Here is a 12,571-nt window from a genome sequence, read left to right as displayed (position 1 = left end):
GCCTCAGCTCTCCAGCGCGACCCTGCGGGCCAGGCCCAGCGGCAGCGCGCCGGAGCCCGCGATGGTGGCGTTGAACGACCGCACGTCACCGCGCCCGGCCGCGAGGTAGTCCTCCCGGATCTTCTCGATCTCCAGGCTGCCGGTCAGGTACGACGGCGCCTGCGTCGGCCACGCGCAGTACCGGTTGACCTCGCCGACCGCGGTGCCGGGCGTGAGCGAAGCCTTGGTGGCCATGTGCTTCTCGGCCTCCTCGATGCTCATCTCGCCGCAGTGCAGCGCGGTGTCGACCACGATCCGCGCCGCGCGGAAGATCCGCGCCTCCAGGTGCGCCAGCTCGTGCGCGGGATCGGCGAAGTACCCGTTCTCGCTGAGCAGCCGCTCGGCGTAGAGCGCCCAGCCCTCGGAGAAGTACGGGGTGCGGAACAGCTTGCGCACCGTGCGGTCGCTGCCCGCCATCCACGACAGGTGCCAGTGGTGACCGGGGTAGGCCTCGTGCACGGCGATGGTCGGCATCTGCGCCCGCGAGTTGGTGGCCAGCCGCTGGCGCACCTGCTCCTCGGTGAAGTCCTCCGGCGTGAACGGCACGAAGAAGTGGCCCAGCCGCGAGGAGGTCAGCGGCGGCGGGGCGATGTAGAAGGCCACCGACAGGATCGGCCGCTGGAAACCGGGCGAGGGAACCACACGGCACTGCTCGCCCTCGGCGAAGGGCACCAGGTCGTTGTCGATCAGGAACCGCCGCGCGCGCTCGGTCTCCGCCGCGTACTCCGCGCGCATCGCCTCCAGCGTCGGCGGGTGGTCGTTCTGCAACGCGGTCATCACGGCGTGCCAGTCCGGCGAGCCGCCGGGCACCTTCGTGGCCAGCTCCCGCATCTGCGCGTCCAGTTCGGCGTAGACGAGTTCGCCGCGCTCGTGCAGCTCGGTCGCGCCGTAGCCCAGCAGCTCCCGCTCCCGCAGCAGCGCCGAGTACTTGCGCTCGCCCATCCGCCAGTCGCCGTTCGCGCGCTCGGCGAACTCGGCCAGCCAGGTCGCGAACTCGTCGAAGGCGTCGGCGGCGGGGCCGGCGGCCTCGGCGAGGGTGCGGCGCAGCGACTCGTCGGCCACCTCGCCCGGCAGCGCCGTGGTGAGGAACGCGCGAGCGCTGCGCGTCTGCCCGAGCGCGCGCTTCACGATCAGCGCGGGGGAGATCGAGGCGTCCAGGTTCGCCTTGGCCGCCGCGAGCACGCCGGGGACCTCGCGCAGCCGCGCCACGGCGGAGGCGACCAGCTCCGGCTCGGGTCGCAGCCGGTGCAGGAACAGGGTGAACAGGCCGGACAGGATCGGGCCGACGTAGAGACCGGGGTCGCGGCGCCAGTCGGGCTCGTCGGCCAGGATCGCCTCCCCGCGCAGCGTCGCGAGCACGAGGTCGCGGTCGACGGAGTCGTCGAGGGACAGGCCGGAGGCGTCGACGGCGGCGAAGCGGTCCAGCCACTCGCGGGTCTCGGCGTCACGGCGGGTCCACGCGGCGGCGGTCTGGTCGCCGAGGGTGTCCTCGCGACCCGTGGCGCCCAGCAGCGTGGCGCGGACCGGGTGGGCGTCCAGGTGCCACTCGACGAAGGAGTCAAGGAGGGTTCGCAGATCGGTCACCCCCAGGAACTTAGCCGTTCTAACGAGTTGTGTCGCGGCTCGTCTGCCGCCGAGGCACAACCGGAGGGCGGTTTTGTTGTACTTCAAGACACCTCTGCCGAAGCGATCACGGCTCTAGGCTCATCGAGATGAGCGAGCAGACCGCCACCGCCACGCCCTCCACCCCCTCCGCTCCGGCCGCCCCGGCCAGGACGGTCGCGGTGGTCAACGCCTTCGTCGCCGAGCACGGTGACCCCACCCGCGCCGTGATCCAGTACATCGGCAACGCCGGTGTCCGGCTGACCCTCGTCGGCTCCGACGGCGCGCTCGGTGACGTGGTCGTCCCCGACATCGCCACCGCCGAGGCCGTCTGCGCCGCTGTCGACGGCGTCCAGGTCTCGGAGTGGGACCGCGAGACCGTCGCCGCCACCGTGATCGGCCCCGCCCACCGCCGCAGGATGGCGGGCCCGCGAGCGCGGAAGTGAGCCCTCGCGTCCTGCTGGCCTCCTGTGCCGAGCTGCCGGAGAGCGATGGCGACGACACGCCGTTGCCCGCCGTGCTGGCCGAGGTCGGCATCGAGGCGGAGTGGCGGCCCTGGGACTCCCTTCGCGACGCTGAGCGCGCGGATCTCGTGGTACTCCGGTCCACGTGGGACTACCCGCTGCGGCGTACCGAGTTCCTGGAGTGGTGCGACGGCGTCCCCGCGCTGGCCAACCGCGCTGACCTGGTGCGGTGGAACACCGACAAGGCGTACATGGCGGATCTCGCCGCGACGGGCTTGCCCGTGGTGCCGACGCAGTTGCTACCGCCTGGTGCGGACCTGGGCCCATATGACACTGAGATCGCGTTGAAGCCCGCGGTCGGAGCGGGCTCGCAGGGCGCCGGGCGATTCCTGCCTTCCGAGCGACAGCGCGCGGAGGCGCACATGGCCGCTCTGCACGCTCAGGGCCGCACGGTGGTTCTCCAGCCCTATCAGCCCGCGGTGGACGTCGAAGGGGAGACGGCGCTCGTCTTCTTCGGCGGCCGGTACTCGCACGGGTTCGTGAAGGGCCCGATGCTGCCGCGCGGCGAGGTCGAGATGTCGGCGCTGTTCGTCGACGAGCGACTGAAGCCTGCGGTGCCGGACGCGGCCAGGCGCACGCTCGCCGAGGACGCGCTGGACGCCGCTTGCGGGATTCACGGCATCGAGCGCTCGGACCTGCTGTACGCGCGGGTCGATGTGCTGAGCGGGACCGACGGCGCTCCGCTGCTGCTCGAACTGGAGCTGGCGGAGCCCTCGCTGGGCTTCCGCCAGGCCGATCCGGGTGCTCCGCTGCGCTTCGCCTCTGCCGTGCGCGCGGAGCTGGCGCGCCGCTGACCCCACTTCCGAAGTTCCGATACCATCGTGGCTTCAGTACTCACTGAAGCTGGGAACTCACTGAAGCTGGGGGCGCGCGGTGTCGGACACGAGTCGGGTGGGCGGACGGCAGCCGTCGGACTGGATCGAGTCGTTCGCGGCCCGGTTCGAGGCGCAGGAGGGCATGCCGCTGATCGCGGGCCGCATCCTGGCGTTCCTGCTGATCTGCGATCCCGTCGAGCGCACCGCGGCGGAGCTGGGCGCCGCGCTGTCCGCGAGCAGCGGCTCGATCAGCACGAACGTCCGCCTGCTGCTGGCGCGCGGCCTGATCAGCAAGACCACCCGCCGCGGCCGCGAGGCGGCGGTCTACCAGGTCCGCGAGGACGCGTGGGCCAACGTGATGCTGCGCCGCCTGGAGGCGGTCGCCGAGGTGAGCGAGCTGACCACGGGCGGTCTGCGGATGCTCAGCGGTCAGGGCGATCGCGCCGACCGCATCCGCAAGGTCGACGAGTTCTACTCCTGGCTCTCCGGCGAGCTGTCGCAGCTGCGCGGCCGCTGGGAAACCCATTCACGGCGCCGGTGAGCGCCCCGCAGGACTCGGCCCGTTCCTACGTCGCGGCGCACCACCCGACGGCGCTCGCGGCGATCTTGGGCGGTGGCGCCACGTCGGCGCATCGGACGCCCACATCCGACCTGGACATCGTGGTGTTCGTGTCCGACCCGCCGCCGCCGTTCCGCGTGACCGCCGAGCACGACGGCTGGCCGGTCGAGCTGTTCGCGCACACTCGCGAGACCTTCGTGTCCTTTGTGGACCGTGAGATCGCACAGCGCGGGTCGCCCCTGTTGCACATGTGCGCCAAGGGAACCCTGCTCTTCGACCACTCCGGGATCGGCGAGTGGGCGTGCTCGACCTCGCGGGAGCGCTTCGACGCTGGGCCACCACCGTTGACCCCGGTGGAGCTGGAGGACGCTCGGTACCGCGTGACGGACCTGCTCGACGATCTCGCGGGCGCGACCGATCCCGACGAACGGCTGTTGACCGCCAACCGCCTGCTGACCACGGTCGCGGAGCTGGTGCTCAGCGCGCACGGCAGTTGGCTGGGCACCGGCAAGTGGCTGCTGCGAAGGCTCCGCGAGACCGACCCCGTCGTGTGCGCGTCGCTGCTCTCCACCTACCGAGCGCTAGTGGTCGGCGATGCGCCCGAACCGTTCCACCGCACGGTCTCCGATGTCCTCGACACCGTCGGTGGCCGCCTCCTCGTCGGCTATCGACGTCCCCCGGTGTCAGGGGGAGAGCCGGGTCAGCCAGTCGCGTAGCAGCGCGGTTTCCGCGTCGCTGAGCGCGGCGGGGGAGTCGGCCAGGAGCGCGTTGAGGTGGGCGGCCACCGGGGCGACCGCCGAGGGCGTCGGCGCGGGGTCGGACAGGATGCGCGCGTGCACGGCGTCGCGAACCTGGTGGGACAGCCCGGGATCGTCGAACTGCTCCGGACGCGTGATCATCATCAGCGCCACGCCGACGTTCGCCGACATCACCATGCGCGCCGCGACGACCGGGCTCACGCGCAGGCGCCCGGCAGCCGCGCAGCGCTCCAACGTCGCCACCAGCAGGCGGAACGCCTCGGCCCCCGCAGTGGGGGAGGCGGTCGTCGACGTGGAGTACATCAAGCGATAGAAGCTCTTGTGCGCCAACGCAAAACTGGTGTGCGCGTCCCATCCCTCGCGGAGGTCGCGCACCGGGTCCTCGGAGGGTACGCGGGCTCGCTTGGACTCCAGGTACTGCTCGAAGCCGTAGTCGACCACGGCGGCGAGCAGCCCGCCCTTGTCGCCGAACTGGCGGTACAGCACCGGCTGTCCGACCCCGGCTGCCTGGCAGATCGCGCGCGTGGACACCTCACCGGTCGGCGAGTTCGCCAGCAACTCCGCAGTCACTTCCAGAATGCGTGCGCGTGTGCTCACGGTCGCCGCCCCACCACGCGCTCGAAAGCGGCTTCGACCTCGCTGACCAGCCTGGACGGGTTCCCGTCGGCGAGTCGTCGGCCCGCCTGGAAACAGCCGAGCGACAGCTGCGCCGCGAGCACCGCGATCTCTCTCGGCGTGCCCCGTTCCACTAGGACGTCTTCGAGGGCCTGGGTGAAGCGCTGGACCTTGCGAATGCTGCGGTCCACCAGCTCGGGGTTCTCCTCCAGCAGCCGCTCGTGCACCAGGTAGCGCTTCCTGTCCTTGGTGATCGCCTCGCACAGTGCGAGAACCGTCCCGCGCAGTTGCCGCATCGCGGGACAGACGCTCCTCGCGGTAACGGGATCGAACGCGCGCTGGTGCTCGGTCATCTGCTCCAGCAGGCCCTGCTCGTCGGAGAAGACGACCTCCTGCTTGTCGCCGAAGTAGCGGAAGAACGTCGTCCGCCCCACCTCGGCCCGCTCGGCGATCTCGGTGACTGTCACGTCGTGGAAGCCCCGCTTCGCGAACAGCGCGAAGGCGGCGTCCACGATCTGGTCCCGCGCTCGCTGGCGCTTGCGATCTCTCAGGTCGGCCACACGGGCAGCGTAACGACCGGTACTAAGTTCTTTACGGTACCGAGTACCAAAAGAAACTGAGTATCCACCGGTTCGAGCGTAGGAGGCCGATCTGAGCCGCACCTGCGCCTGCTGACCCGCGACGAGTGTGACCACGCCTCGATCGGGCAGGTCAGGGCCGCTGCCAAGCGGATCAACGAGCGCGTCGTCAACGGAGATCCCGCCCCCGCAAGGGTTCCTTGGCAACGCGGGCCTGCAGACGGCCACGGTCGACGCTGCGACCGCCGACAGCGTCGAGACCATCTTTGCGGTGAACGTGCTCGCCATCGACACACTGATCATGATCACGGGCAACGACCAGTGGGACACCGTCAAGCGACTCGCCGCGCCTGGGACGCAGGACAGCGACCGGCCCGCAGCCGGGTGAGTCCGGGAACTACGTCGACCGCGGCACGCTCACGCCGTCGTCGCTGGAGCCTTATGACGAGGCTCGCTCGGAAGCTCTGGTTCACCAGCTCCAGGAGTGGGCACGCGCTCCCCACACACCGTCCACAGCCCGGCCATCACGGCAGTGACGGCGGCGGCACCGAGGACGTGGAAGGACACCAGCGACTCCGGCACGCCCGTCCAGTACTGGACCATGCCCAGTGAGCCCTGGGCGAGCACGGTCGCGACGAGAACCCAGTACCACCGCCGCATCAGCCGGGTCCAGTTCACCGCGCGCAGCGCGAAACCGAGCGCGATCAGCATGCCCAGGAACAGGAACAGCGCGTCCGCGTGGAACTGGGCGAGCTGGGCGATCGGCAGGTTCAGCCGAGGCGTCTCCGGGTCGCCCGCGTGCGGGCCCGCGCCGGTGACCATGGTGCCCAGCACCAGGACCACGGCCAGCGCGACCGTGGTGACGATCAGCAGCTGGCGCAGCGGGCGCGGCACGAGCGAGCGGTACTCGCCCTCCACGCCCTCGGCCACCGAGTGCAGGAACAGCACCGAGGCCCACACCAGCGCCATCGAGACGAGCAGGTGGAAGGCGACCGTCCACCACACCAGGCCGAGCAGCACCACGATGCCGCCGACGACGCCCTGGGCTAGCACCCCGACGAGGATGATCGCGGCGAGCCGCACCTGCCTGGAGCCGCGCGGCGTGCGCTTCCACGCCAGGTAGAGGCAGACCAGCGCCACCACGCCGACCAGGCCGGAGAGCAGCCGGTTGCCGAACTCGATCCACTGCTGCACCTGGTCGAACTCGGGGTGCGGTACCGGGACGAGGCTGCCGGGCTGACAGTTGGGCCAGGTCGGGCAGCCGAGGCCGGAGCCGGTCACCCGGACCACCGAACCGGTCACCGCGATGATCGACTGCATCACCACGTTGACGATCGCGGCGACGCGGAGCAGGGACGATGCGGGCACCCACCGATCGTAGGTCGGCCTCCCTGAGACGGACCGCCCACCCCGGCGACGTGCAACGTGCAGTCGATCTGAGTGCATATCAGAGGTCGCCGCCCAACGTTTGCCCTTTCATCTGGGTCTGATTGTGACCACTCCCGTTGGGGTGATTCCCTATCCTGTTTCCGACCCCCTCTGCGCTGCGGGTTCGATGGGAAAGGCGGTGAGCGCGAATGTGGAACATGATTCGTAAAAAGTCCTCGGTTCGTGGCGGCAGGCGCGACGAGGAAGCATTCCTGCTGCGCTACCCGGCATATTCCGACACCGCCGCCCTCGACCGGCTTCGCGGTACCGAGTACCGGCACCTGGACGCCGAGGAGCACTGCTACCTCGACTACACCGGCTCCGGCCTGGTCTCCGACGCGCAGTTGCGGGCGCAGCTGGCCCGCCTGCGCTCCAGCGTCTACGGCAACCCGCACTCCGACAGCCCCTCGTCCGTGCGCTCCACCGAGCTGGTCGAGGCCGTGCGCGGCGACGTGCTGCGGTTCTTCAACGCCGACCCGGACGAGTACGTGGTGATCTTCACCTCGAACGCCACCGGCGCGTGCCGTCTGGTCGGCGAAGCGTTCCCGTTCGGCCCCCAGGGGCGGCTGCTGCTCACCCAGGACAACCACAACTCCGTCGTGGGCATCCGCGAGTACGCCCGCAACCGCGGCTCCTCCATCGGCCTCGCGCACATCAGCGGACCGGACATGCGCGTCCCCGAGGAGGCCCTGCTCGCCGAGCTCGACCGCGAGCGGACCGGGCCCCGGCTGTTCGCCTACCCCGCGCAGAGCAACTTCACCGGCGTGCAGCACCCGCTCGAATGGGTCCAGCTGGCGCAGCGCCTCGGCTGGCGCGTGCTGCTGGACGCCGCCGCCTTCGCGCCGAGCAACTCACTCGACCTGTCGGTGCACAAGCCGGACTTCGTCCCGGTCAGCTGGTACAAGGTCTTCGGCTACCCCACGGGCGTCGGCGCGCTGGTCGCCCGCAGGGACGCGGTGGAGGAGCTGACCCGCCCCTGGTTCTCCGGCGGCACCATCTGGGGCGCGAGCGCGCTCGGCGACTGGCACCGGCTCGACCCGGCACCCGGTGCCTTCGAGGACGGCACGCTGAACTTCCTGCAGCTGCCCGACGTCTCGGTCGGACTGCGGTGGATCAGCCAGATCGGCATGCCGACCATCCACACCCGCGTGCGCTGCCTGACCGCGTGGCTGCTGGAGGAGCTCTGCGAACTCCGGCACGGCAACGGCGAGCCGATGGTGCTCGTCTACGGCCCCCGCACGACCGAGGGGCGCGGCGGCACGATCGCCTTCAACTTCCTCACCCCCGACGGCGACCTCGTCGACGAGCGCCTGGTCAGCCGCGAGTCGGCGGCGGCGGGGATCTCCCTGCGCACCGGGTGCTTCTGCAACCCGGGCGCGGGCGAGGCGGCGCTGTCGCTCGGGGTGACCCAGCTCGCGACCCCGACCGACGGCACCATGATCACCCTGGACGACTACCTCGGCGCGATGGGCGTGCCCAACGGCGGCGGCGTGCGGGTCTCCCTCGGACTGGCGAGCACCTTCGCCGACGTCCACCGCTTCGTCGACTGGTCCGTGCGCACCTATCGGGACCGAGTACCGGACAGGACCGGGTTGCCGCCAAGGTTGCACTGCTGATCACGCCGGTCCGGGTGCAGTATCGGGTGATGACAGCCGACCCGCTGCCGCAGCTGCGCAAGCTGTGCCTCGCCCTGCCCGAGACCACCGAGCGCCTCAGCCACGGCGAGCCGACGTGGTTCGTCCGCGACCGCAAGACCTTCGTCACCTACGCGCACCACCACCACGACGACCGGCTCGGCTTCTGGTGCGCGGCCCCGCCGGGAGTGCAGGAGGAGCTGGCGGCCGAGGAACCGGCGCGCTTCTTCCGGCCGCCCTACGTCGGGCACCGGGGCTGGCTCGGCGTCTACCTCGACGTGGAGCTGGAGTGGGCGGAGATCGGCGAGATCGTCGAGGAGGCCTACCGGATGGTGGCCCCCAAGACCCTCCTCGCCCAGCTCGACACCGCCCCCGCGCCGCCGCACGAGTGAAACCAATGCGGCGGTGGGCCAGGGGCGGTGTGGGGCGGGACGGGGCTAGGCCCTGTCCTGCAAGTGGTTGCGCTGTGCGTTCCGGTCACGGTGTCGCCGAGGTTGGGGTGTCTTCAAGACCAGCAAACCCCGCTGTTGATCATCGCTAACCGCCGCAAACCCTGCGGTCTTGCGGGGTTTGCTGTCGTTGAAGACGGCCGGGGCGGGGGTTGGGTGGTCTTCAAGACCGGCAAACCTGATGACTTACCGGACAGGGCCTAGGCGAGCTTGGTGGTGCGGGCGGCGAGCAGTCCCGCTCCTGCTCCCCAGGCCACGAGTACCACGAGGGACTGCCACCCGGGCCAGCCGCCCAGCGTCAGCACCGAGTCCAAGCCCTGGGCGAGCGCGCCGGAGGGCAGCCAGCCCACCACGGCGGCCAAGCCGTCGGGCAGCTGGTCCAACGGCACGATGATGCCCCCGGCCAGCAGGAGCGCGAACCACACCACGTTGGCCAGCGCCAGCACGACCTCCGCGCGCAGCGCGCCACCGAGCAGCACGCCCAGCGCGCCGAAGGCCAGGGTGCCCAGCACCACCAGCACCACGGCCGCGAGCAGGCCGGACGCGGCGGGCTGCCACCCGAGCAGCGCCGCGAGCACGCCGAGCACCACCAGCTGCGCGGCGACGACGATCAACGCCGCCGAGACCCGGCCCACCACGAGCAGCCAGCGCGGCAGCGCGGTCGCGGCGAGGCGCTTGATCACGCCGTAGCGCCGGTCGAAGCCGAGCGCGATCGCCTGTCCGGTGAACGCCGAGGACATCACGGCCAGCGCGAGGATGCGCGGGGTCACCGAGTCGACCCTGGGTTCGGGCAGCGACAGCAGCGGCAGCAGACTCAGTCCCACCAGCAGTGCCATCGGGATCAGCAGGTTGAGCAGCAGCTGCTCCGGGTGACGCAGTACCAAACGGGTCTCAGCACGGGTCTGTGCCAGCAGCATCGACCCCAGCGGCGCGCGTCCGGGAGCGGGGCGGAACGCGCCCTCGGCGAACCTGGTCATGACCGCAGCTCCCGTCCGGTCAGTTCGAGGAACACGTCCTCCAGGCCGCGCCTGCCCACGCGCAGCTCGTCGGCGAGCACGCCCTGCTGCGCGCACCACGAGGTCACCGTGGACACCACCTGCGGGTCGATCTCGCCCTCGACGAGGTAGTTCCCGGGACTCGGTTCCACCGCGGTGCACGACTCGGGAAGCGCGCCGGAGAGCAGGTCCAGGCTGAGCCCGGCGCGGGAGCGGAAGGTCAGCGTCCGGCAGCTGGCGTCGCGGCTGGTCAGCTCGTCGGGGCTGCCCTCGGTCAGCACGCGGCCGTTGTCGATGATCATGACCCGGTCGGCGAGCTGCTCGGCCTCGTCCATCAGGTGCGTGGTCAGCACCACCGTCACGCCGTCGGAGCGCAGCGCGCCGACCAGCTCCCAGACCAGGCGGCGGGCCTGCGGGTCCATCCCCGCGGTCGGCTCGTCGAGGAACACCAGCTCCGGGCGGCCGACCAGCGCGCAGGCCAGCGACAACCGCTGCTGCTGGCCGCCGGAGAGCCGCTTGAAGATCGTCCGCCGGACCTCCCACAGGCCCAGCTCGTGCAGCAGCCAGTCCACGCCGAGCGGGCTGGCGGCGTAGGAGGCGGCCAGCTCCAGCATCTCCCGCGCGCGCACTCCCGGGTAGGCGCCGCCGCCCTGCGGCATCACGCCGATCCTGGGGCGCAGCCTCGCCGAGTCGGCGATCGGGTCGAGCCCGAGCACCCGCACGGTTCCGGAGTCGGGGCGCTGGAAGCCCTCGCAGATCTCCACGGTCGTCGTCTTGCCCGCGCCGTTCGGGCCGAGCAGGGCGAAAACGGTACCGCGTGCCACTCGGAGGTCGAGCCCGTCGACGGCGGTGGTCGAACCGAAGCGCTTGACCAGCCCGCTGACGTCCAGCGCGGCGGAGTCGGCTCTGGGGTCCACGGGAGCAGAGCCTAAGCGGGTGAGCTGGCGCACTCGTTACTGGGAGGCCGATCGCGGCGCCCGCACCCGCCCCGGCATCCGCTTGCGCACGGCCAGCACCAGCGGCCCCGCGATGGCCAGCCCGGCGAGGATCGCCCACGGCACCACGAACTCGCGGCCGCCGTAGTTCGCGCCCGGCGGGGTGTCCACGACCGACATCGCGATGCTCAGCACGACCGCGACCACCCGGAACCGCAGCGAGTTCGTCGACGCGGCCAGCGGGACCACGGCCCACACCAGGTACCACGGGTGCACGATGGGACCGAGTACCACCATGGTGCCCAGCGCGATGCCCACGCCGGTGATCGGGTGCAGGTAGCGCTCACCGCGGCGGAAGCACGTCCACAGCAGCCACCCCAGCACCGCCACCGCGCCGATCCCGCCCGCGACGCGCCACGCCGCGGTCACCGACGCGGTGTGGTCGCCGAAGCCCAGCAGCACGCCGAGCGAACCGCCGAGCCCGCCGAGCCACGTCATCGGCGACTTCCACGACTGGATCTTCTCCAGCGCGACGAGCGAGTCCTCCCAGCCCAGCGACAGACCGCTGCCGAGGACGATCACCGCCAGCACCCCGGCGAACACCGCGATCAGCAACCCGGCCGCGCGGAAGAGGTCCTTGAACGTGCCGCCCCAGCGCAGCGCGAGCGCCACGCCGAGGAAGCCGAGCGCGGGCGCCGCGCTGACCTTCACGGCCGCGGCGCAGGTCATCACCGTGGCGCCGATCAGGATCCAGCGCATCCCGGGGCGCAGCGCGATCTCCAGCCCGGCCAGCATCAGCCCGACCATCAGCGCCTCGTTGTGCACGCCGCTGACCAGGTGGAACAGCACGAGCGGGTTGGCGGGGCCGAGCCACAGCGCGGTCACCGGCCGCACGCCGCACCTGCGGGCCAGGCGGGGGACCGCCCAGAGCATCATCGCGATGCCCGCGAGCGCGATGACCCGGTGCAGCAGCACGCTGGTCACCACGTGGTCCCCGGCGATCCAGCTGACCAGCTTGCCCAGCGTGAGGAAGAACGGGCCGTACGGGGCAGGGGTGTCCCGCCAGACGTTGGGAACGCCCCTGGTCAGCGGGTCGTCGACGCCGAGCGCCTGCGCGGGGCCGACCTCGTACGGGTCGAGGCCGAGGAAGGCGATCTTGCTCTGCGCCAGGTAGCTGTAGACGTCGCGGGAGAACATCGGCGGGGCGATGGCCAGCGGGATCATCCACATGACCAGCGTGCGGTCCATCTGCGAGCGCGAGATCACCCTCGGCCTGCCCGAGGCGGTCAGCCTGCCCAGCCACAGCCAGGAGGAGATCACCAGGAACATGCCGGTGTAGACGATCGCCATCGAGACGGTCGGCACCCTCGGCAGCAGGCCGATCAGCGGCACCCTCGGCACCGGGTTGAACACCGGCGCCGCGCCCGCGCCCGCCGCGCCCACCGCCATCAGCAGCGCGCCCAGCGTGCCCAGACGCCGGACCCAGTCGAGCTGGCGGAGCTCGACGGAGTTCAGCGACACGGCACCCGGGCCCGCCTGGGACCCGGTGTCCGCAGGTGGTGTCTTCTCGCCCGCCCTCACGCCGCTGAACACTATCGATCCCGGATCGAGTGAGCCCGCTCCGGGCGGGAAAGCCTCGC

Annotated in this window: 13 protein-coding genes; 6 read left to right on the top strand and 7 right to left on the bottom strand. The window is 71.2% G+C overall.

The window, feature by feature from the left end; all coding sequences use genetic code 11:
• Positions 1-3 precede the first annotated feature (3 nt).
• On the bottom strand, positions 4-1,623 hold the full coding sequence (locus ABD798_RS35375; RefSeq protein WP_344885343.1) for a DUF885 domain-containing protein: 1,620 nt from the start codon (positions 1,621-1,623) through the stop codon (positions 4-6).
• A 128-nt stretch (positions 1,624-1,751) separates the two neighbouring features.
• Here ABD798_RS35375 and ABD798_RS35370 point away from each other — a divergent pair, with 128 nt between their 5' ends.
• From ABD798_RS35370 to ABD798_RS35355, 4 genes are all read left to right on the top strand, one after another.
• The gene (locus ABD798_RS35370; protein WP_344885340.1) at positions 1,752-2,087 is read left to right on the top strand and encodes a hypothetical protein; all 336 of its coding nucleotides are present in this window, start codon (positions 1,752-1,754) and stop codon (positions 2,085-2,087) included.
• A complete protein-coding gene (locus tag ABD798_RS35365; RefSeq protein WP_344885337.1) occupies positions 2,084-2,959 on the top strand; it encodes an ATP-grasp domain-containing protein in 876 nt (291 codons plus the stop codon). The genes ABD798_RS35370 and ABD798_RS35365 overlap by 4 nt, the downstream gene beginning before the upstream one ends.
• A 79-nt stretch (positions 2,960-3,038) precedes the next feature.
• Positions 3,039-3,521: a GbsR/MarR family transcriptional regulator gene (locus tag ABD798_RS35360; protein WP_344885334.1), complete on the top strand. Its 483-nt coding sequence runs from the start codon at positions 3,039-3,041 to the stop codon at positions 3,519-3,521.
• Positions 3,518-4,255, top strand: coding sequence for a nucleotidyltransferase domain-containing protein (locus tag ABD798_RS35355; RefSeq protein ID WP_344885331.1), 738 nt, complete (start codon positions 3,518-3,520; stop codon positions 4,253-4,255). The genes ABD798_RS35360 and ABD798_RS35355 overlap by 4 nt, the downstream gene beginning before the upstream one ends.
• Here the strand turns inward: ABD798_RS35355 and ABD798_RS35350 are convergent.
• The 3 genes from ABD798_RS35350 to ABD798_RS35340 form a co-directional block, all read right to left on the bottom strand.
• Positions 4,223-4,894, bottom strand: coding sequence for a TetR/AcrR family transcriptional regulator (locus ABD798_RS35350; RefSeq protein ID WP_344885328.1), 672 nt, complete (start codon positions 4,892-4,894; stop codon positions 4,223-4,225). The two genes, ABD798_RS35355 and ABD798_RS35350, sit on opposite strands and share 33 nt — an antisense overlap.
• Entirely contained in the window at positions 4,891-5,472 is a 582-nt protein-coding gene (locus ABD798_RS35345; protein WP_344885325.1) for a TetR/AcrR family transcriptional regulator, read from the bottom strand. Before ABD798_RS35345 ends, ABD798_RS35350 begins: the two co-directional genes overlap by 4 nt.
• Positions 5,473-5,907: 435 nt before the next feature.
• Entirely contained in the window at positions 5,908-6,858 is a 951-nt protein-coding gene (locus ABD798_RS35340; protein WP_344885322.1) for a COX15/CtaA family protein, read from the bottom strand.
• Between the two features lie 218 nt (positions 6,859-7,076).
• On the opposite strand from ABD798_RS35340, the gene ABD798_RS35335 reads away from it, so the two are divergent.
• Positions 7,077-8,534: an aminotransferase class V-fold PLP-dependent enzyme gene (locus ABD798_RS35335; protein ID WP_344885319.1), complete on the top strand. Its 1,458-nt coding sequence runs from the start codon at positions 7,077-7,079 to the stop codon at positions 8,532-8,534.
• 29 nt (positions 8,535-8,563) lie between these two features.
• The gene (locus ABD798_RS35330) at positions 8,564-8,944 is read left to right on the top strand and encodes an MmcQ/YjbR family DNA-binding protein (protein ID WP_344885316.1); all 381 of its coding nucleotides are present in this window, start codon (positions 8,564-8,566) and stop codon (positions 8,942-8,944) included.
• 257 nt (positions 8,945-9,201) lie between these two features.
• Here the strand turns inward: ABD798_RS35330 and ABD798_RS35325 are convergent, their stop codons facing one another.
• From ABD798_RS35325 to mptB, 3 genes are all read right to left on the bottom strand, one after another.
• Entirely contained in the window at positions 9,202-9,978 is a 777-nt protein-coding gene (locus ABD798_RS35325; RefSeq protein ID WP_344885313.1) for an ABC transporter permease, read from the bottom strand.
• Positions 9,975-10,886, bottom strand: coding sequence for an ABC transporter ATP-binding protein (locus ABD798_RS35320; RefSeq protein ID WP_425549329.1), 912 nt, complete (start codon positions 10,884-10,886; stop codon positions 9,975-9,977). The genes ABD798_RS35325 and ABD798_RS35320 overlap by 4 nt, the downstream gene beginning before the upstream one ends.
• 63 nt (positions 10,887-10,949) lie before the next feature.
• A complete protein-coding gene (gene mptB, locus ABD798_RS35315; protein WP_344885307.1) occupies positions 10,950-12,512 on the bottom strand; it encodes a polyprenol phosphomannose-dependent alpha 1,6 mannosyltransferase MptB in 1,563 nt (520 codons plus the stop codon).
• Positions 12,513-12,571: the final 59 nt, after the last annotated feature.

Origin of the sequence: Allokutzneria multivorans (assembly GCF_039537405.1) — a bacterium.
Taxonomy (GTDB): Bacteria; Actinomycetota; Actinomycetes; order Mycobacteriales; family Pseudonocardiaceae; genus Allokutzneria; species Allokutzneria multivorans.
This window is presented reverse-complemented; position numbering and strand designations above follow the sequence as displayed.

Bases quoted from the DNA above. Each gene is read 5' to 3' on its own strand.
- ABD798_RS35325 (WP_344885313.1), bottom strand. From the start codon at position 9,978: ATGACCAGGTTCGCCGAGGGCGCGTTCCGCCCCGCTCCCGGACGCGCG.
- ABD798_RS35335 (WP_344885319.1), top strand. From the start codon at position 7,077: ATGATTCGTAAAAAGTCCTCGGTTCGTGGCGGCAGGCGCGACGAGGAA.
- ABD798_RS35330 (WP_344885316.1), top strand. From the start codon at position 8,564: ATGACAGCCGACCCGCTGCCGCAGCTGCGCAAGCTGTGCCTCGCCCTG.
- ABD798_RS35370 (WP_344885340.1), top strand. From the start codon at position 1,752: ATGAGCGAGCAGACCGCCACCGCCACGCCCTCCACCCCCTCCGCTCCG.